Consider the following 20171-nt stretch of genomic DNA (forward strand, 5'->3'; position numbering starts at 1 on the left):
ACAATAACGTCTTATTGCAGCTTGTATTTTATTTTGTAAAAGCCGCGTGTGACCAGAATACCCATTAAAAAAGCCAGAATAACCAGTAACAGTGCCTGATACAGAATTTCTTTCTGATACTGGCTGAAAAAAGCCAGCACCTGCTCACGTAGCAGCAGTACTCTCAAATAACCTATCACCTGATTGTCCTGATGAATATCCTGCACAAACACCAGCAAACCTTTATCCTGACTCGCAGAAAATACGCTAACCATATCCGTGTCATTTTGTGAGCCGAGGATTTTTTGTCCCTTCTCATCAAATAAGGCGACGGAAAAAATATGCGGATCAGATTCCAGATAATTGAGCTGTTTCTCGATACTTTTTAAATCTTTTTGTTGCAGTTTATCTTTGATAATTAAGGCATGTTGCTGGCTAAGGGTGCGCCCAAGCTGACTGGCTTGTTGCTCCAGCTGACGCTGATCCTGAATCACATTGTTCAGCCATAAATAGATAATGATAAAGGCCAGCAAAATCGCGATAGCAAAATTAGCTATTCGTTTAAAAATCGATAATCCACTGTGTTCCTGTTCGGCCTGCACCCGGCTGATGTTCGATTTTAGCGGCATGAGATGTCCTGTTAAAACGGCTTTGCCAAGATACATAAATTAGCTGGAATTTACCACTGCTACGCAGGTGCAATTATACATTGCTTTGGTTAAAATCCCCGAGCAATAACAAGGAGTTGCCAGTGTCGTTAATCACATTTAATCCGGCTGAATTCACTAGCCAGTTCTATTTTGAGCAACTTAGTGCTCGCACCACTTACTTAACTGACCTTAGTGAAGCGGGGGTATCTTTGGCTGAGATAAACGATAGCGCAACACATCGTTTGTTAATTGCTGCCGATGGTCTGAACCTGGGCAAGATCAACGCGGTATTTACTGCGCTTACAGGTAAACTGAAAGTACATGAATTTTACGCCAGTCGATTTAATCAGGTATGTCAGACACAAGCCGTGATTGTTAATGTCACCATTACGGATGAGTTAGATAATCAAATACTGGATGCATTATCACAACAACTGGCAGTAGAGCTGATGTTAACCGGGCAGGCCCCGGGTATTGATCAGCCGGGTTTGTTGCTGATGGATATGGACAGCACCATGATTGCCTGTGAATGCATTGACGAAATCGCCAAATTAACCGGTGCAGCCGAGAGTGTGGCAAAAGTTACCGAACAGGCGATGCAGGGCAAGCTGGATTTCGCGCAAAGTTTGTATCAACGTGTGGCTTGTCTTGAAGGCGTAGATGTAACGTTACTAAAAAGTATTCGTGATCGCCTGCCGATTATGCCGGGATTATCGGTATTAATTCGTGAGTTAAAACAAGCCGGTTGGAAAGTGGCAGTGGCCTCTGGCGGTTTTACCTTTTTTGCCGATTATTTAAAACAGCGCTTTGAGCTCGATTCTGCCACTGCTAATGTGCTTGAACAGCAAGATGGCAAGTTAACCGGTAAGGTGCTGGGGCAAGTGGTGGATGCCAAGGTCAAAGCGCAAACACTAAAAACTTTAGCCAAAGACTTTGGCATTGATGAATCGCAAACCATTGCCATGGGTGATGGCGCCAATGACTTAGTGATGATGCAAGCGGCTGGTTTAGGTGTGGCCTGTCATGCTAAACCCATCGTAAGACAACAGGCCGATGTGGCGATTCGCAGCAGTAACTTAGATACTTTGTTGCATTTACTTGGTTGATTCTTATTTAGAAAGTTTTTGTCGAAATCTTTTACAATTCATAATAATTTAAAATGGGTATAAAGTTAACTAATTGAAATTTATAAATATTTTAATTGGTATGTAAATTGCTTAATTTGATTCAGGTATCGCTTAATCAATAGGGAATTTATATGCAAAAGTTAATGTCAAAAATATTTACTGGCTCAATATGTTTAACATCGATGCTCTTCAATGGATATGCGACAGCAGGACTATCATCGTCGGTGTCGTTTTATAAGCAAGATGGTACAAATGCTTGCGGTTTTTCCTACAATAATCCGACAGCCTCTTGTGCAGGTACTTTTTATTATCAAGATTCGGCAACGGGTCTGTACACGGTAGTCTCAGCCGCAGGTGACTCCACTGTTACAAATCAAAGTCTAAAAAGTAAATCTTCTCTAAATCAACAAGGTGGGCTTACATATCAAGATGTTTTAGTCCGTATATTGGAGCAAGAGGGATATACACAGGAAGATATCGATTATTTTGTAAATGAGATGCAAGCCGATCCTTACGTATTTGAGGAAGAAGTAGGCTTTAATCCGGCGACATACCTTCAGGATAATTTGAGTATCGACCCAAATGAGCTACGTATTAGTGCACGAGCTAGCCTTTCAGATACATGGCTTATTGAAGGTGGTGATCTAGGTACTACAGGTACGCTTTCTGTGTTTTATGCAATTGATGGCAATATCCAAAATCATATATTTGAGAATGATCTTGGTTCTATTTCTGGTGTTTCAAACTCTACGTCGAGTATTGAATTTTATAACACAATTACCTATCAAAATTCACAAGGCACAACTATTACGACGAGAGGGGAAACAGACAGCCAATCCTTTTTGGATGCTGGGCCACATGACACGTTAGTTCAGTTGGATTTGAATTTTGTTTTCGGTGAACCGTTAGACGTTGTTTTGGCGTTACGTACGAGCAGTTACATCAACTATCATGAAGTTGAAAACGGAAACAACATAGGTTTAAAACCAAGAGAAGATGATTTTTTGGTCTTTGCGGACTTTTTTAATACTGCTAATTTAAGCGATGTTAAAGTAAAAGACAGTAGCGGGAGTGATATAAATTTTCAATTATCTTCGAGTGAAGATCTTCAAGTCTTTGAAGATTTTTCAAGCCCTGTTAATCAGCCTCCCAGTGTTCCAGAGCCTGATTCAATATTTTTGTTTGGGTTGATGTTGTTACTTGGCGGAAAGTGCAGAAAGCATTTGACGTTATAGTAGATTCAGAGCGGCGGTTACCGCCGCTCTGATTAACTTTATTTAAAGATTACACCGTTAACCAGATTTTCCAGCAGTTCCTGCTGACCTGATACATGTTTAGGTGCAATGCTATTATCCACACTCTGTGTAGCCAGTGCTTCTAAGCTCAGTTTACCGTTTAAGATATCCTGACCCAGCGCCTGATCCCAACCGTTGTAACGTTTGGTTTTAGCTGCATCAATAAAGTCGTTCTGAATCATGGCAGCGGCTTTTTTCAGGCCTAACGCACAGGTATCCATGCCACCAATATGACCGTGGAACAAGTCTTCGGCATCAATACTCTGACGACGTAACTTAGTATCGAAGTTGAAACCACCAGAGGTGTAACCACCGTTTTTGAGGATTTCGTAACAGATTAGAGTCATTTCTTCTACGCTGTTGGGGAACTGGTCAGTATCCCAGCCTAATTGCGCATCACCACGGTTAGCATCGATAGAACCGAAAATACCCAGTGCAAATGCGGTAGCGATTTCGTGGTGGAAAGAGTGACCAGATAAGGTTGCATGGTTAGCTTCAATGTTAACCGCGAATTCTTTTTCCAGACCGTACTCTTTTAAGAAACCATAAACCGTTGCCGTATCGTAATCGTACTGGTGTTTGGTTGGTTCTTGTGGCTTAGGTTCAATTAACAGCAAACCATCAAAACCGATTTTGTATTTATGCTCAACAACCATCTGCATAAAGCGGCCTAACTGTGCGCGCTCACGCTTAAGATCGGTATTTAGCAGGGTTTCGTAACCTTCACGGCCACCCCATAATACGTAGTTGTGACCACCCAGTTTTTTGGTGGCGTTCATGGCATTAAAAACCTGGGTTGCCGCATAGCTGAAAATTTCAGGATCCGGATTGGTTGCCGCACCCGACATATAACGTGGATTACTAAATACGTTAGCCGTACCCCACAGTAATTCCAGACCTGTCTCTTCCTGTTTTTGCGCCAGTACGTCAGTCATGGCCGAGAAGTTATTTACGTACTCTTTGATAGATGCGCCTTCCGGGGCCACATCGATATCGTGGAAGCAGTAAAAAGGAATATTTAGCTTGGAGAAAAACTCAAAGGCCACATCGGCTTTTTCTTTTGCACGCTGCATGGCATCGCCAGCTTGTAACCATGGACGACCAAAGGTGCCGCCGCCAAATACGTCAGCGCCGTCCCAGCAGAAGTTGTGCCAGTAACAGGCAGCAAAACGCAGGTGTTCACGCATGGTTTTACCCAGAATCACTTCATCCGGGTTGTAGTGGCGAAACGCCAGTGGATTGGTGGATTCAGGACCTTCGTACTGGATTTTATCCACTGATTTAAAAAATTCTGACATAAGACGCTCCGGTCAGTTGGGCCCGCAAATTCATGTGGGCCGATAATAAAAAGTGTGGAGATTCTGGACGTTGAGGTCCTGTCTCACAATTACGGATTTTGACTCGCTTCTTTCGTTTTTGCGTAAGCCAAAGCCCTTTTGAATACTGGCCTACAGACCTTGCGTTTGCTGATAAAGCGCGCGGAAAGTCTCCCGACGTTTAGCGTAGTATTCACTTAATGACGGTGATGGCTGATGGGTTTCCATCAACTCAGGCACCGGACAAATTTTTTCAATAGCAATATCTGGATTAACACCAATCTGGGCCAAACGTGCCGCACCTAATGCCGGGCCCACTTCACCACCTTTACGGTAACTCACCGGTTTACCCAGTACATCGGCCAGTAACTGGCGCCAGTATTTACTGCGAGCCCCGCCACCAATCAGGCTGATATCGTCCGGCTGCATACCCGATGCATGCACCGCATCCATACCATCGGCTAACGCCATGGATACGCCTTGCAACACAGCTTGTGCCAGTGATACGCGTTTAGTGGCGGCCGTCATGCCAAAGAAACTGGCGGTGGCGTTGGGGTTATTGTGTGGGGTACGTTCACCGGTTAAATAAGGCAAAAAGTAGGGCACGGATTCATCGTCTACTGATGTGTTGTTTTCCACATCCGCCAGCATTTCCGCCACATCTTTATAACCACTAATACCGCAATACCAGTCAAGGCAAGCTGCGGCCGATAACATTACCGACATTAAATGCCAGCTTTGTGGCAGGGCATGGCAAAAACTATGTACTGCTGATTCCGGGTTAGATAAATAACTCTCACTCACCGCAAAATACACACCCGAGGTGCCCAGCGATAACATTGCCTGTCCCGGTTTTACTATGCCAACCCCAATCGCACCTGCTGCGTTATCTCCGGCACCAGCCACAATAGCGACATTTTCCATGCCCCATTTTTGTGCCAGTTCAGGCAACAAGTGGCCGGTTACTTGTGAGCCTTCATACAGTTTTGGCATGTGTTCGCGGGTAAGGCCGCAAGCAGACAACATGGCATCATTCCAGTCACGTTTTTCCACATCTAACCAACTGGTACCGGCAGAATCTGACATATCCGATGCGTAATCACCGCTTAAACATAAACGCAGATAATCTTTTGGCAGCAATACTTTGGCGACCCTGGTAAACACATCAGGCTCGTTTTGTTTTACCCATAATAATTTTGGTGCGGTAAAACCGGGCATCACTAAGTTGCCGGTGATTTTTCTCGCATCGGCAACCGTCGCTTCCAACTCTTTACACTGGGCTTCACTTCGGCCGTCATTCCATAAAATCGCCGGGCGCAGGATATTGTTATCCTTATCTAATAAGGTGGCACCGTGCATCTGACCCGCTAAGCCAATTGCCTTTACCTGTGATAAATCCTGTTGCTGGCTGAGTTCATCCAAAGAGGTGCAAGTGGCCGTCCACCAATCTTGTGGAGCCTGTTCTGACCAAAGCGGCCTGGGGATGCTTACATTTAATTTACAACTGGTGGTGGCGATAATGTCGCCGGACTCACTCATCAGAATGCTTTTTACCCCTGATGTGCCTAAATCAATGCCAATGTACACGGCATACTCCTAAAAATGGTGTTGAATAAATTTTGTCTAATCCTTGATTGATAAGGCATGTAGAGCAATTACGAAATTTGATAAAACTCTTGTGGTTTATCGATATGGGGCGCCATGTTAAATCGATTGGTAATAATGTCTATACAAAAAAACATAAACTTTATTATGATATTTCTTGAAATGTGTTCGAAATAGTCACAGAATATTAACAAATCAGGCTAAGGTAAGGGTTCAACATGTTTGAGAAAAAACACAGCATTACGCTTTTATTCAATGCCAGTAAAGTCTATGACCGTAACGTCATCGAAGGTATTGGCAGCTATTTGCAAACCTCAAAAGCAGACTGGGATCTTTATCTGGAAGAAGACTTTATGGCGCGTCTGGAGCATCTGGATGACTGGGGCGGTGATGGTATTATTGCCGACTTTGACGATCCGCAAATTCAGGCGGCGTCGCTCAAAACCAAAGTGCCGGTGGTTGGGGTAGGTGGCTCATACTCAAATGAAAGTGATTATCCGGATGTGCCGTATGTGGCAACCGATAACTATGCACTGGTGAATGAGGCTTATCAGCATTTACGCCAAAAAGGCATCGAACGTTTTGCCTTTTATGGTGCACCGATTGACGAGTCACAGCGCTGGGCACAGGAACGCGAAAACGCCATGCTGAAAATCACCGAGGCTGAAGGTTATGAGTGTCATGTGTACCGTGGCCATCCGGTGCGCCCGGAAACCTGGCAGTACAGTATTCGTCGTTTGGCCGACTGGTTGCAATCGCTGCCAACACCCATTGGTATTGTGGCCGTGACCGATGCGCGCGCGCGTCACTTATTACAGGTGTGCGACCATATCGGTATGTTAATCCCGGAAAAAGTGTGTGTTATTGGCATTGATGATGACGATATTGCACGTTTTTTAAGTCGCGTAAGTTTAAGCTCGGTAACGCAGGGCTGTTTTGAAATGGGCTTTCAGGCCGCTAAACAGTTACACAAAATTTTAAATGGCCGCAAAGGCACACAAAAACCAATATTGGTGCCACCTGCAGGCGTGGCAGAGCGCCAGTCCACCGACTTTAAAGCGATTAAAGATCCGCATGTGATGCAGGCGATGCACTTTATCCGTCAGAATGCCTGCCGGGGAATTAAAGTGGATCAGGTACTGGATTATGTGGGCATATCGCGCTCCAACCTTGAACACAGGTTTAAAGAAGAACGTGGCCACAGTATTCATAATGAAATCCATAATGAAAAACTGAAAAAAGCCTGTAACCTGCTAAAACAAACCGATCAGCCCACCGCAACCATTGCCTCAATTTGCGGTTATCCATCATTGCAATATATGTACGCCGTGTTTAAAAAACACTTTAACAAAACCCCGCGTGAATACCGTGATGAAGCCAAAGGCTACGAAAGCGAGGAAGATGCACGTGAGTCAGCCTGAGCTTAAACCTGGGCGTTACCGCCATTACAAAGGCAATGATTATCAGGTGATTGATGTAGCAAGGCATTCTGAGGATGAATCCTTGCTGGTGGTTTACCGGCCGCTGTATGGTGAAGGCAAGTTGTGGGTGCGACCGTTGGAGATGTTTACTGAGACAGTTGAAGTGAATGGTGAAAGCGTGCCCAGGTTTGCTTTTATCAGTGAAGAATAGTTAATAACTATTCTTCACATAAGTATTGAATGACGCCTCACAAAAGTGGGGCGTTGTTGTATTGGCTGCGCCAATTATTCTTTGTCATCCATGGCAGTCTTATGGGGGCGGTATTAATTGCTTCGCAAATTGGCTTGGTCATTGATTGATAGTTTGGGCGTCGCGCCAGCGACAGCGGCTTAGGGGATTGTGCTGCCGCAATCCCCTAAGAACCCAACGGCACCCCGCACTGTGTCTGTTCAATTTTTAATTCAGGCAAATCGCCAGCGTCGCAAATCCACATCCCTTCTGTCGCGACTGACTCGGCATCCCTGCCTCGTCTGGCGATTTACTGATCTGAATTAAAAATCGGCCACAGTGGAGGGGGAGGTTGGTCAAGCGATGCTTGAAATATTGGTAGTATTGCTTCGCAATTAACCGCTTGTCATAAAAGTTGATTTTTGGCGTCGCATTGGCGACATCAACCAAGGGAATTGTGCTGCCGCAATTCCCTTGGAACCCAACGGCACCCCCTGCTCTGTGTCTGATCCATTTTTAATTCAGGCAAACCGCCAGCGTCGCAAATCCACATCCCTTCTGTTGCAACTGACTCGGCTTCCCTGCCTCGTCTGGCAGTTTGCTAATCTGAATTAAAAATCGGCCACAGTGGAGGGGGAGATAGGTCAAGCGCTGCTTGAAACTCGGAGTTAACGCCGCAACCAGCGGCTCGAACTTGATGGCGCTTTTGTTGCGCCGTTTGCAAGAAAAGTGACAACGAGTTTGTGTCCGATTTGAGTTGCCTTGTTATGCAATTAGAACTTGACCACTTCATTAAATACAATACTTTGTAATTTTTTTACTTCATCAATTAACATATCAACCGCTGGAAATGTTTGCCTTTTCTTGCAGCGATATTCTAAGTCTTTACCTTTATAAATATGTGATAACTCGTGTATTGCTTTTAGTTCGAAATCTTTAGGACTATATTCTTTGGCTTTATTTAGTAGCCCACTTAAGTCATGGCCGATTTTTTTAAGGTCACTAGCTTTTAGTTCATGTTTAAATAAGTAACTTTTTAATGATAATTCTGCCGCATGGCCTAGTAAATAATATGTGACTATCCAGTAATTAACTGTAGTTGGCGGCGTATTATTCAATGTTATTGCAGCTTCAAGATATTCACCAGAAAGAGAAAAAAATGTTGCCTCATCCTCTTCCCCTTTACCTTCATAATCAAAAATGCTCATGCATTCCGCTCTGCGTCATTTAAATATCCGAAGAGACCAAACACAAAGGTCACCATAGGTATGATAGCTAGATATTTAAAGTAAAAATATAAATGCTCCTCAGTACAACGTCTATAAAGTCCGCTACCATTGCACTCTTCATCAAAGAACTCATCAATTCTGAAAATATATCCATAAGAAAGGTTTTGCATAAACGTGAAATCTGCACGCCAATGAAGATTGAGCAATAATATGATGACCAAAAATACCGAAGAAACCATAAATAGTATTCCGTATTTTTTGTTTAAGAATCTTGCCAGTTTGTCATTCAAAATGAATCTCCCAAGTCAATATAGATGCATAACGCCCCGCACATGGGCGAGATGTGCGAGTCCTAGTGGCACAGCCACGAAAATGGTGCGGCTTGTTATGCATCCTAATCCAACTCTGCAATAATTCTTTTAACAGTGGGTTCTCCCCAGCCTCTCTGTTCTCGAATCTGGACACGGCCACCTCTACCCAATTTTTCAGCTAGTTCAGCAAGCTGTTTGGCATGGCGCTCAGGCCAAGCATTCGAAACTGCTAGTGAATAAACATCTGCCCCAGACAATGGAACATTGTATTTTTTCAGTGCTTTGAATAGCTCTTTCGCTCGGGAATCATCAAGGGGGTGAGCAAGACCAGTGGATACATTGACCACTACTGAAAGTTTTTTTATTGCTTCTTCTAATATCGGGTTCAAGACTCAATCTCCATTTGATGCATAACAACTTAATAGAAGGAATTATCCCGCTTTCATGCCGGGTAAAATTCCTTCTTTCCTTTATTTAATTTTTTAAGTTACTCCGCAATATCCATCAAATCAATTAGTTAAATGTTCCAATTTGTTGAGTCGAAAATGAAAGCAGGTTTTCTACCCGCAAGATTTTGTGAATAACTGGGTCAGGCTACGCCTAACCTAAATTCCCCATTCGCTGTGGCCAATTTTAAATTCAGATTAGTGAACTGCCAGACGAGGCAGGGATGCCGAGCCAGTTGCAACAGAACGGATGTGGATTTGCGGCGGTGGCGGTTTGCCTGAATTAAAAATTGAACAGACACAGTGCAGGGGTGCCGTTGGGTTCCAAGGGAATTGCGGCAGCACAATTCCCTTGGTTGCTGTCGCCAACGCGACGCCCAAGATTAACTTTTATAACAAGTGGTTAGTTGCGCAGCAATACTGCCAATATATCAAGCAGCGCCTGACCAAATCTGCGACTCTGACTTTTAGGCAAAATCAATTTGGCTTTCGAATGGCTAGACAGGATGTTTAGCCAAGGCCATTGCTTTGCAGGGATTGCTGCCTTTGGCCGTTTCGAATTAAAGCCGGATTGATTTTGGCGTTAAAAAGTCGGCGGAGTGAAAGACCTTTAGCCTATTTGGGTCTGTCCAAATAGGCTCGCGCCCACAGGACTGGGCGTGAAAAACATCATGGATGATACCGAAGTGTGCAAAGCACTAAGATTGTGGTCGTCGCCAACGCGACGCCCAAGATTAACTTTTATAACAAGTGGTTAGTTGCGCAGCAATACTGCCAATATATCAAGCAGCGCCTGACCAAATCTGCGACTCTGACTTTTAGGCAAAATCGATGTGGCTTTCGAATGGCTAAACAGGAAGTTTAGCCAAGGCCAATGCTTTGCAGGGATTGCTGCCTTTGGCCGTTTCGAATTAAAGCCAGATTGATTTTGGCGTTAAAAAAGTCAGTGGAGTGTAGGGTTTTTACTCCGGGCATCCTGCCCTTCGCCTTTCAGACCGCACTGGAGTGCGTTCAAAATTTTTCCTGAAAATTTTGTCGCCAGTTTGGTGTCTAAAAAAGGGGCTTGCCCCGCATGGATGCGGGGAGAGTAAAGCTATGGATGGCTTAATTGTGTAATTTGACTAAATCTGTGATTCAACCTGCAATCGCTGCAACGCCTCCATCACCTCGGCATCACACTCTAAGCCACTTTGCTTATCACATACCGGCGCTGCCTCTGGAACAAAATCCTCTCTAAACTGCCCGTTAACGTGGTACAAGCGCTCAAATCCGATATCTATGCTTATGTTGGAATTAGGCAGTTTAAATTGATTAATTCCACCTAATAAATCGGCCATGGGGGTGCCAATAATCGCTTTGGCGCCCAGGGCATCAAAACCAATGGTCATGCCTTCGCCCATGCTGCCTGTCCAGCGTCCGGCCAGCACAATAAATGGTTTGGAGTAATAAGGCTGGGTTGGCGTGACATAGGCTGTTTGCAGCGGCGCATCGCTGTAATGTTGTTCGGCAGTTTGTACACGGTACTTTTGGTAAGCGGTTTTGCTCGTGACAAAATGCCCGAGTATAGGTTCTGCCACACCTGTGTTGCCGCCACTTGGTGTATTGCGCAAATCTATAATCAGGCCATCGGTTTGCAGTAAGTTTTTAATCGCATCGTTAAAGGCTGCCACGGTGGCGCTGTCGCCCAGGTTGTTATTAAAACGGATATAACCCACGCTACCAAACTGTTTAACCACCAACGCGGGCTGTTGTTTAAGTGTATTTATCGCATCATAACTGGCGGCTAAATTCACCGTGTGTTTAACCCCGCTGTCATCCAGAACCTCAATGCTGCGTTTAGTGTTGCGCAGGCCGCCTAAGGCAACGTTTATTGCCCATAACTTATGTGCATCACTCAGGGGGAACTTTGTATGACCAAATACCTGTGCAATGGTGCTTTCAATATTCTGGCCGTTAATTGTGATGATGCGCAGCCCGGCTCTTAGTGCACTGTTTGATGCGGCGCTACCGGCTTTAATACGCTCAATAATATAGCTGTTACCTTGTTTTGTTGCCCAGATATCAGAGCCTGTTGGGGTAACACTAAAATCTTTATTATCTAACGGACCTACATTGAAATGTGGATCGATAAAAAACTGTTTCACCACCTGCAGCAGGTCTTTAAATTCCGCCTCTGATTTAACCTGTGTTACCTGCTCTGCGTAATAAGCCTTAAGCGCTTGCCAGTCCACTGGCGCGGTATCGAGGTAGGCATAGTTCTGCTCTGTGGTTTTTACGAACTGCTGCCAGCTTTGTTGAGTATTAAAAGCCGCAGCAAAGGTGCCGCCCGTTAAACTGATAAAAAGAACAAGTGTGTGAAGCAAGGTTTTATAACCCATAACTATCCTTATTGGTGTTTTTTGCATGTTGGTTTATGGCTCAAGGTGAGGGGATTGATCGTACAGGCGGTGCAGTAGTGAACGTTTTGCCAGACCTTTTTCCATGGCCTTAAGTGCTTGTTCCAGATCAACTCCCACCTCGTTCCATAAGGTGTCGTACACTTTCTCAAAATCCTGCATGATGGCGACGATTTGCTGCGCTTCAGCCATGGCGTTAGGGGCAATGATGTAAACCCGTTTGCGCGAGTCATGTTCATCTGGTTGTGATTGAAAATAATTATTTTGCACCGTGTTTTTTAACCGGCTTTCAATCAGCTGACGCGACAGTCCGATATGTTTCGACAGTTCAGAGGATGATAAGGGGCCTTGTGTATATAGCGCGAGCATTATTGATATGCAATTGGCCGGAAAGCGAATATCCAGTTCATCGAATACCTCTTGCCCTTGTAGTGCGATAAGTTCGGCAGAGCGCATTAATATTGCGCCAAATTGCGGGCTTCTGATCATATGGACATCCTTTTCACTGGTTATTAAACATTAAGGAAATATTTTGCGCAAAAATTTTCATAAATCAATCTTTTTGATTAAATAAATGAAAATGAGCTTGTTACTTTGAGGGAAATTTCACGGCTAATACCTTTGGCTGGCATGCGCAAACAAAGGCCTACGCATGGCTGAGCATTTGAAATATAAAGATTGAAAGTGATTCATAGCGTAAATGCTGCGTAAAAATTGAAAATGATAATAAATATCATTACCATGCGTGCCAGTTCATACATAATGTCTTTATGCAAAGCCGATTGTTTTGTCTTTGCTAACCAATCCCTTAGTGAAAGGAGCCCTGATGGCGTTGTTAAGTTTGTTACTGTCTTTTACCGGTGTTGGCTGCGTGTTTTTAAGCTGGAAAGGGCAGCTAAAACATCCGCTGCTGAAGTGGCTTGGTTGGATGTTAACCATAGTGGCGGCCTTTAGCTGGATGAATGTGACCAGCGCTGAATTTAGCTGGGCGTACGCAACGCTGGCGGTATCGGCTGCGGCGAGTGTGTTGGTATTAAGCCGCCTTGAGCTAAAGAAAGCATCCAACAGCAAAGCGAAAATTGAAGACAAGCCAGGTTATCAACTACGTAATCTTGTTCCCAACCTGTGGTTATTTATAGTCGCTGTGCCAGTGGCGGGTATCGCAGCGTTAACCGTAACGCCCTGGGTATTGAGTTTATTTCCGCTTACGTCAGGTAATGCCAGTGTGCTGGGCATTTATTTATTGCCTGTGGTGTGGGGCGGTTTTAGTTATTGGGGCTGCGCCTCACAGCGCCGTTTTTTCAGTCATCTGATTATTATTTTGATTGCACTGTTTGGTGCGTATCGCGTCTGGCTTTAGGCGAAAGGGGATTTATGCGTTTTACGCCGTCAAAGCTGTTTAGTCAGCAATCATTAAAAGCACACGCCTGGCTCGGTTTATTAACCGGCGCCCTGATGTATTGGGTTTGTTTATCGGGCGCACTGGCGGTGTATTACCCGCTGCTGGAGCGCTGGGAACAACCGGACATACAGGAGTATCGCACGCTAAGCGATGCCAATTTACAAAAAGCTTACGAAGCGGCCAATCAGCTGTCGGCCGATACCCATCATTTATTTATTATGCTGCCCACCGAGGAGATGCAGCGCCCAAGCATTGCATCCGATACTCAAAGCTGGTTAATCAATCATGACGGCAGCCTGGGTGGCAGTAAATCGCATCCGTGGAAAGACATGCTGGTCAATCTGCATTTGTATCTGCATCTGCCGTATAACATCGGCATGCTGGTGGTTAGTGTGTTGGGCGCCTTGTTATGTGCGCTGATTTTATCCGGCGTGATTGCGCATCGGCGTATATTTAAAGATGCCTTTAATCTGCGCTTTAAAGGGCAGGCGGTGCAAACCCAGGCCGATATTCATAACCGAATTAGTGTATGGGGCTTACCGTTTCATTTAATGATTGGCATAACAGGCGCCTACTTTGGCCTGGCGAGTTTAATTAACGTGTTTTTTGCTGAAGTATTTTATCAGGATGATCAAAGCAAACTGATGGCCGATTTATACGGTGCTGAGCCTGCATTAAGTCAGCCTGTCTCGGCGGCATCGATTGATGTGGCAATGCAGAATTTACGTGAACTGGCACCGCAGGCCGAACCGTTTTATGTGACATTAGAGGACGTGGGTGAGCCTGAGCAGTACATGATCATCGGTGCGCATTTTAAAGACCGGTTGATTTACGCCGAGCAATACCGTTTTGATAGTCAGGGCAATTACATTAACAAAGTGGGTTTTAGTGACGGCAGCGCAGCCAAGCAGGCGATGTTTTCTATCTATCGGTTGCACTTTGGCCATTTTGGTCACGCTTTGGTGCAAGTGATGTATTTATTGCTGGGCTTAGGCTTAAGTGTGGTTTCAGTAACCGGGATTAACCTGTGGCTTAGTAAACGTAAAGGACGCGATTTTATTAATAATGCCTGGCAGGGCATTGTGTGGGGCACGCCGCTGGCTTTGGTGATTTCGGCTATCGGCCAGATATTACTTGGCATCGCTGCGGTACCCGGTTTTTGGTTTAGTGTGATTGCCAGTATGTTGATGTGTCAGTTAGTGGATAAACACAACCTGAATCGCAGCGTATTACAGGGCTTAACTGCACTGGCACTGGTGTTGTTCTTAGCCGGGTATGTAGTCAAATTTAGTGCTTATTGGTCGCTTGATTTTGTATGGCCGCTAAATGCTTTGTTATTGCTCACTGCAATTGGATTTTGGCTTTGGTCGCGATATAGCCTTAAACGTATCTAAACCGACTGGTTCAATCTCAAATTAAACTTATAAAAAAGCCCGCATGCGCGGGCTTTTGTCTGGTTAAGTCAGGTAGTTGTCTTTAGAAAGACAAACGTGCACCTAAGTAAAGTCTGCGTGGCTCAACCCAGCCCAGTGCTTCACCAAATTGTGTATCACCGTCACCGTTTAACAGGTCTTGTTCACGGGTAACCGCCTGATCATCCAGTGCATTGAAGATATCCATAAAGAATTCAGCTTTATAGGTGTCATCAATATCCATGCTGTACTTGATACGTAAGTCCAGAGTTCCGTATGAAGGTGTTGTATGTGAACCAACTGCGCCTTCAGAAATCCAGGTATCAACCACGCCCTGATAATCATAAGCGTCATCCATAACCGGTAAATGACGGCTACCAATGGCTTGTGTTTCACTATAACGGGTACCTGAGTTCCAGTTATAAATAGCACCGATTTCAAAACCATTATCAAAGTAATAGGAACCTATGACTTTGAACTGGTCCGCAACGTTACCAGGCTGTTTACCATATTGGTTAGGTGCGCGTGGATCCAGTGCACCCCAGTCACCCTGATAATCAGCATTACTGTCAGAGTTACTGTTACCTTCAGCTTCATTGTGGGTATATGAAACCAGCATTTGCCAGTTATCGGTACGGTGTTTACGGAAGGTTAACTCATAGCCTTTATATTTACGTTCACCACCGGCCAGTGTGCCGATGACATAGTTTGAGTCAGGACGTTCAGTATAACCGAAGTATGATAACGGCAATTCAAGCCAGGTACCGGCATAAGCGCCTTGCTCGTCGTACAGACCTAAATCGTAATCTTCCAGAATGTCACTGGTTTTACGATCGGTATAGGTTGCAGATACGCTCATATCTTCGGCAACATTCATCGAATAACCAATCATAAACTCGTCGGTATATGGAGTCTTGGTATTAGGAGAAAAGAAAGCATCCTGTGTTCCGATACCACCACGGGTACGATACGTTAACCAATGATCGTTTACCCATAACTGTTCTTCACGCACAGAGCCGGTCAGGTTACCTGCAAATGATGTCATGTTAGTACGAATCGGATCATAGTAGCGCCCTGCAAATGCCCAGACTTTACTTTCGCCGTCACCATTAACATCGTATACCACACTCAAACGAGGAGCATATTCCCAGTCGAAGGTGAAGATTTTGTCACCTGTTGAGGCGTAGTGATCCCATTTTTCTGCACGGATACCACCGGCAACAGTCAGGCTGTCCAACGTCCAGCTATCCTGAATATAGAAAGTGGTTCCCTTGGTTTCCAGTTTGGATTCTGCCTGTTGAACCTGCACAATACGGTAGTTATTAATTTGGCCACCTGGGTTACCGTCAGAGCTGTTAAACGTTAATGCTTTTAATTCATCGTTGCTGATAACACCATCACTATCGCTATCCAGTATACCTGTGTAATAAGCGGAATCGCTGCTTTCACCCATGGCTTCAATGATACGTTCAAGATCAGCCGAGGCAATGGTACGAATACCTGACCAGCCCGAACCGATATATTCGCCTAACGATACGCCTGAATTCTGTTTGGCAATTGAGGTATAAATTGCACCTTCACCGGTATAAACCTGATTGGAGATGTTTTCATTGGTTTCCCGTTCGAAACCAAACTCGATGGTATGATCACCAAAATCGGTGTACAGATAATATTCCAGATTAAAATAAGCTGTTTCTTTATTACGGAAACGAATGGTGTTGGCGCCTAAACCACCTAATGACAGGTCGGCTTTAGTTGGATTACCACCCTTATACGCCACGTCATTTGATGTAGACTGATCCGCGGCATTGTCTGTCAACTCACCTTCATGTGAGAAATAACCCACGTTTAATACAACGTCATCCCAGGAATGGCTGTATTCAATTTTGTAATTATCCCCACCTTGATCACGGGCACGGTCGCGGTTATTTAACGTATTAATGTCGTCTGAACCCGAAATGGTCGTTGGGTCGTTAAAGTAGGTAACAGTTAAACGATCATCATCGGTTGCCTGCCAGGTTAATTTGGCAAAACCCAGTTTTTCATCACGTTCTACCGAGCGGGCAAAAGCGCCGGTATTGGGGTTAGTTACATCGGTTTTTTCATTTTTTAACTGGTATGAAGCGAAGAACCACAGTTGATCTTTGATAATTGGGCCGCCTAAGGTTACCGCAGTATCAAAGTTTTTAAAGCTGCCTTCGGCCTGCTCTTCATGGTCATAATCACTTACCAGGCTGTCGTTTTGCATGTAGTAGTTGATTGAACCATGCCATTCATTACTACCTGACTTGGTGGTTACGCGTGAAACCAGACCCGCGCCGCCAGCGTATTTTGCTGGTACACCACCGGTAATGATTTGTTGTTCCTGAATAATCTCAGAGTTGAAGTTGGCACCAAATGTACCCGTAGAGTTATCAGTTACATTGACACCATCGATATAATAAACGTTATCTGATGAACTACCGGCGCTGCCCGTTTTAGGATCTGGAATATCAGAATAGTTAACCCCGGATTTAGATGAAGGGTTGTTATCCAGACTGGGTTTTACGCCCGGCGCCAATTGCAGATAGTTCTGGTAGCTACGCTGTGTAGGAAGCGATTCAGTTAAATCCAGTGTAATGTCCGTGGCAACAACAGAAGAGGTTGTATCCAGAGCTGCAATCTGACGGCCTGTTACGGCAATCTTTTCGATGCCGCTGTCACCAACAGCGTAACTGAAGCTTAATACTTTACCCGTGGTTACACGCAGGTTATTGGCTTCGAAGGGTTCAAAACCGTTACCGGTTACGTCCACTTCATATTTGTTGGAAGGATCCAGACCGGTTAATCGCACCACACCTTCTGCATCGGTCACCGCTTCTTTGCTCACCAGACTCTCAGGTGAACTTACCATGACCTTGGCTCCTGCTACCGGTTGTCCTTGTGCATTAACAATAGTGATTTTTAATCCACCGGTTTCTGCGGCAAAAGCGGTTGCAGATACACCAAGAGTGGCTGCAACGGCAATGGCCGTCATACTTTTTCTTAAAAATGTCATTCATGTCTCCCCGGCTCATTTTATTTATTAATTTGAGCCTTATTTTTTGTGAGCCATGACGCTGTAACCTACATATCCTGTATGTCAGTCAGGATGCAGACTGGCGATACAAAAATTGTTGTTACAGGTCATGGTTAATTTTCAGAGGGTAAATCTGATTACCCAACGCAAAATTATGCCTATGACGATTTGTAAACCATGTGAGATCCACAAAAGGAGGGAGCAGGGGGATTAATGTGTCTAAATCGCGGATAAGCGGGATTGTATTGTGGTAAATAACGCTGAATAAATGGATCTGTCCGGGGATAAAACCGGCAAAATTCGCGCTTAATGGTTGTTTTGCTGTGATGAAGCGTCGAGTCATTTGCTTTTGCACAAACCTTTAGGGAATAATCGATGTTTCCTGTTTAAAAGCTTGCGGTACAGATGCTTGCATAAATTTATAAAAAACATTCCCGGTATCTGGTTTTGGCTGGCCAATTTTCTTTTTTGGCTACTGTTAACCTGTCTGGCAACTGAAAATACCTACCGGGGTCTGATAGACAGTGGCAAACCTGCATCGTGGTTTATTATCTGGTGGAAATATATTCCCTGGTGGATGTTGTGGGCATTGGTTGCACCTTTTATTGTTGCCAGCAGTAAAAGTATTCCGCTTAAACGTGGGCACCCCGTTGCTTTTATCGTTAAAAATATCCTGGCCGGTATGTTTTTTATGGGTGGATACTGGGCGTTAACCATCATTATGACGCTGGTGTTCGAATATGATGGCTTTACCCTGACCAACTGGGTTTCAGCATATGAGATGTGGGTGCGAAGCCTGCTGCATATTGACCTGATTGTTTATCTGGCGGTGTTATCACTGGGCTATACCATCAGCTATTATCAATCGAGCAGAGATGAGCAGCTTCGTAATGAAAACCTTGCCAGACAATTGGTTCAGGTTGAACTGCAGGCCCTTAAAGCGCAAATAAATCCGCATTTTTTATTTAATACCCTGAATACCATTGCCAGCTTAATCCGTTTAGATAAAAAAGATCAGGCGGTAAAAGCTTTAACTGAGCTGAGCATGATGCTCAGAAAAGTACTGGAACACCAGTCCAGTCAGTTAACCACGCTCGAACAGGAGCTGGAATTTATTAACAGTTATCTGGCTATTCAGCAAATGCGTTTTGAAAACAAGTTACAGGTTAAACTGGATATCGATGCGGATTGTTTACACAACGATATTCCATTTATGTTGCTGCAACCTTTGGTGGAAAATGCGGTGCAACACGGCTCTCAACTGGAATCGGATAATAACCTGCTTAGTCTGACCATTAAGCAGCATTTTAATCAGCTAAAAGTGGAGCTGATCAATAAAGTGAGCGAGAAAAGCGAACACAAAGGGTTTGGCATCGGCATTAAAAATTGTCGTGAAAGACTGGATAAGTTGTATCAGGGAAAATTTAGTTTGCAATTGCAACCACTGGAAAATCACTATTTTAAAACCTCACTACTAATACCGTTAGGAGAGCATAATGATTAAGGTATTGGTCGCCGATGACGAAACGCTGGCCAGACAGACCATTGTTTTACTGCTAAATCAGTTAAATGAGTCTTTGGATATTATTCAGGCAGAAGATGGTAATAAAGCTCTGGCAGCGTTTGAGAAATACCAGCCTGATATTGCTTTTTTAGACATTCAGATGCCCGGACAAACCGGTATTCAGCTGGCAGAAAAAATTATTCATCACAGCGAAGTAGTATTTGTTACCGCCTATGACCAGTACGCGATTAATGCGTTTGAATTAAATGCAATTGATTATTTGCTCAAACCTTTTGATGATGAGCGCTTCACGGCAACCTGGCAGAAAGTTAAACGGCGTTTGCATGAAAAAAATGAACATGCCCATCAACCTGCGGAACTGGTTGAGTTGATGAAACATTTGTTGTCAGAACAGGAGAGCCAGTTTAAATCCCGTTTGGTGGTGAAAGATCCCGGACGCATTCGTTTAATTGATGTAAGTGAAATTGAATATATTGTAGGTGCCGGCAATTATGCTGAAGTGCATTTATCCGATGGACGCAAAGTATTGCATCGTGAAACGCTTACCACACTGGAGAGACAACTCGATCCTCACGAGTTTATTCGTATTCACCGCTCATCCATTGTACGCCGCACTTTTGTCTCTGAATTGCGCCCCAATGAAAAAGGTGATTACAGCGTGATCCTGAAAAATGGCGACTCTCTGACCTTATCACGCCGAAACCGGCACAAGCTGGACGAATTATTAAATTAAAAGGCACCTTAATGTGCCTTGCTACTATTGTTAATTC

Annotated in this window: 17 protein-coding genes; 8 read left to right on the plus strand and 9 right to left on the minus strand. The window is 44.4% G+C overall.

The genetic code is table 11. From position 1 onward, the window contains the following. Positions 1–11: 11 nt before the first annotated feature. A complete protein-coding gene (locus H8B19_RS13470) occupies positions 12–608 on the minus strand; it encodes an AhpA/YtjB family protein (RefSeq protein WP_186507416.1) in 597 nt (198 codons plus the stop codon). Between the two features lie 122 nt (positions 609–730). Between H8B19_RS13470 and serB the strand changes: the two genes are divergently transcribed. Together serB and H8B19_RS13480 are read left to right on the plus strand one after the other, a co-directional pair. Next, positions 731–1735 carry a phosphoserine phosphatase SerB gene (gene serB / locus H8B19_RS13475; protein ID WP_338401529.1) on the plus strand — a complete coding sequence of 335 codons (1005 nt, stop codon included), beginning with the start codon at positions 731–733 and terminating at the stop codon, positions 1733–1735. Positions 1736–1887: 152 nt separating this feature from the next. After that, complete coding sequence (locus tag H8B19_RS13480) at positions 1888–2991, plus strand: hypothetical protein (RefSeq protein ID WP_186507417.1); 1104 nt, start codon at positions 1888–1890, stop codon at positions 2989–2991. A 38-nt stretch (positions 2992–3029) separates the two neighbouring features. On the opposite strand, the gene xylA is transcribed toward H8B19_RS13480, so the two are convergent. Then, positions 3030–4349 carry a xylose isomerase gene (xylA, locus tag H8B19_RS13485; protein ID WP_186507418.1) on the minus strand — a complete coding sequence of 440 codons (1320 nt, stop codon included), beginning with the start codon at positions 4347–4349 and terminating at the stop codon, positions 3030–3032. 150 nt (positions 4350–4499) lie between these two features. Next, positions 4500–5954, minus strand: coding sequence for a xylulokinase (gene xylB / locus H8B19_RS13490; protein WP_186507419.1), 1455 nt, complete (start codon positions 5952–5954; stop codon positions 4500–4502). Between the two features lie 236 nt (positions 5955–6190). Here xylB and H8B19_RS13495 point away from each other — a divergent pair, with 236 nt between their 5' ends. Then, positions 6191–7393 (plus strand): XylR family transcriptional regulator, encoded by a 1203-nt coding sequence (locus tag H8B19_RS13495; RefSeq protein WP_186507420.1) that lies wholly within the window; start codon positions 6191–6193, stop codon positions 7391–7393. Continuing rightward, positions 7380–7604 carry a DUF1653 domain-containing protein gene (locus tag H8B19_RS13500; protein ID WP_422121161.1) on the plus strand — a complete coding sequence of 75 codons (225 nt, stop codon included), beginning with the start codon at positions 7380–7382 and terminating at the stop codon, positions 7602–7604. The genes H8B19_RS13495 and H8B19_RS13500 overlap by 14 nt, the downstream gene beginning before the upstream one ends. Before the next feature lie 791 nt (positions 7605–8395). Here H8B19_RS13500 and H8B19_RS13505 read toward each other — a convergent pair. From H8B19_RS13505 to H8B19_RS13525, 5 genes are all read right to left on the minus strand, one after another. After that, positions 8396–8830, minus strand: coding sequence for a hypothetical protein (locus H8B19_RS13505; protein WP_186507422.1), 435 nt, complete (start codon positions 8828–8830; stop codon positions 8396–8398). Continuing rightward, the gene (locus tag H8B19_RS13510) at positions 8827–9141 is read right to left on the minus strand and encodes a hypothetical protein (RefSeq protein ID WP_186507423.1); all 315 of its coding nucleotides are present in this window, start codon (positions 9139–9141) and stop codon (positions 8827–8829) included. The genes H8B19_RS13505 and H8B19_RS13510 overlap by 4 nt, the downstream gene beginning before the upstream one ends. A 104-nt stretch (positions 9142–9245) precedes the next feature. Beyond that, positions 9246–9551, minus strand: coding sequence for a DUF1889 family protein (locus H8B19_RS13515; RefSeq protein ID WP_186507424.1), 306 nt, complete (start codon positions 9549–9551; stop codon positions 9246–9248). Between the two features lie 1178 nt (positions 9552–10729). Then, on the minus strand, positions 10730–11986 hold the full coding sequence (locus tag H8B19_RS13520; protein WP_186507425.1) for a S41 family peptidase: 1257 nt from the start codon (positions 11984–11986) through the stop codon (positions 10730–10732). Positions 11987–12019: 33 nt separating this feature from the next. Continuing rightward, the gene (locus tag H8B19_RS13525; protein WP_186507426.1) at positions 12020–12493 is read right to left on the minus strand and encodes a MarR family winged helix-turn-helix transcriptional regulator; all 474 of its coding nucleotides are present in this window, start codon (positions 12491–12493) and stop codon (positions 12020–12022) included. A 337-nt stretch (positions 12494–12830) separates the two neighbouring features. Here H8B19_RS13525 and H8B19_RS13530 point away from each other — a divergent pair, with 337 nt between their 5' ends. Together H8B19_RS13530 and H8B19_RS13535 are read left to right on the plus strand one after the other, a co-directional pair. Next, positions 12831–13364, plus strand: coding sequence for a hypothetical protein (locus H8B19_RS13530; RefSeq protein WP_186507427.1), 534 nt, complete (start codon positions 12831–12833; stop codon positions 13362–13364). 14 nt (positions 13365–13378) lie between these two features. Continuing rightward, positions 13379–14800 (plus strand): PepSY-associated TM helix domain-containing protein, encoded by a 1422-nt coding sequence (locus H8B19_RS13535; protein ID WP_186507428.1) that lies wholly within the window; start codon positions 13379–13381, stop codon positions 14798–14800. Between the two features lie 82 nt (positions 14801–14882). Here the strand turns inward: H8B19_RS13535 and H8B19_RS13540 are convergent, their stop codons facing one another. After that, positions 14883–17855 carry a TonB-dependent receptor gene (locus tag H8B19_RS13540; protein WP_186507429.1) on the minus strand — a complete coding sequence of 991 codons (2973 nt, stop codon included), beginning with the start codon at positions 17853–17855 and terminating at the stop codon, positions 14883–14885. A gap of 430 nt (positions 17856–18285) precedes the next feature. Here H8B19_RS13540 and H8B19_RS13545 point away from each other — a divergent pair, with 430 nt between their 5' ends. Beyond that, entirely contained in the window at positions 18286–19380 is a 1095-nt protein-coding gene (locus H8B19_RS13545; protein WP_241737610.1) for a sensor histidine kinase, read from the plus strand. Beyond that, positions 19373–20134 carry a LytR/AlgR family response regulator transcription factor gene (locus H8B19_RS13550; protein WP_186507430.1) on the plus strand — a complete coding sequence of 254 codons (762 nt, stop codon included), beginning with the start codon at positions 19373–19375 and terminating at the stop codon, positions 20132–20134. Before H8B19_RS13545 ends, H8B19_RS13550 begins: the two co-directional genes overlap by 8 nt. Positions 20135–20171: the final 37 nt, after the last annotated feature.

Source organism: Neptunicella marina, from assembly GCF_014270035.1.
GTDB classification, from domain to species: Bacteria; Pseudomonadota; Gammaproteobacteria; order Enterobacterales; family Alteromonadaceae; genus Neptunicella; species Neptunicella marina.

Coding starts and splice junctions, on each gene's coding strand:
- H8B19_RS13470 (WP_186507416.1), bottom strand. CDS start 608: ATGCCGCTAAAATCGAACATCAGCCGGGTGCAGGCCGAACAGGAACAC.
- H8B19_RS13480 (WP_186507417.1), top strand. CDS start 1,888: ATGCAAAAGTTAATGTCAAAAATATTTACTGGCTCAATATGTTTAACA.
- xylA (WP_186507418.1), bottom strand. CDS start 4,349: ATGTCAGAATTTTTTAAATCAGTGGATAAAATCCAGTACGAAGGTCCT.
- H8B19_RS13495 (WP_186507420.1), top strand. CDS start 6,191: ATGTTTGAGAAAAAACACAGCATTACGCTTTTATTCAATGCCAGTAAA.
- H8B19_RS13505 (WP_186507422.1), bottom strand. CDS start 8,830: ATGAGCATTTTTGATTATGAAGGTAAAGGGGAAGAGGATGAGGCAACA.
- H8B19_RS13520 (WP_186507425.1), bottom strand. CDS start 11,986: ATGGGTTATAAAACCTTGCTTCACACACTTGTTCTTTTTATCAGTTTA.
- H8B19_RS13525 (WP_186507426.1), bottom strand. CDS start 12,493: ATGATCAGAAGCCCGCAATTTGGCGCAATATTAATGCGCTCTGCCGAA.
- H8B19_RS13530 (WP_186507427.1), top strand. CDS start 12,831: ATGGCGTTGTTAAGTTTGTTACTGTCTTTTACCGGTGTTGGCTGCGTG.
- H8B19_RS13535 (WP_186507428.1), top strand. CDS start 13,379: ATGCGTTTTACGCCGTCAAAGCTGTTTAGTCAGCAATCATTAAAAGCA.
- H8B19_RS13540 (WP_186507429.1), bottom strand. CDS start 17,855: ATGACATTTTTAAGAAAAAGTATGACGGCCATTGCCGTTGCAGCCACT.
- H8B19_RS13550 (WP_186507430.1), top strand. CDS start 19,373: ATGATTAAGGTATTGGTCGCCGATGACGAAACGCTGGCCAGACAGACC.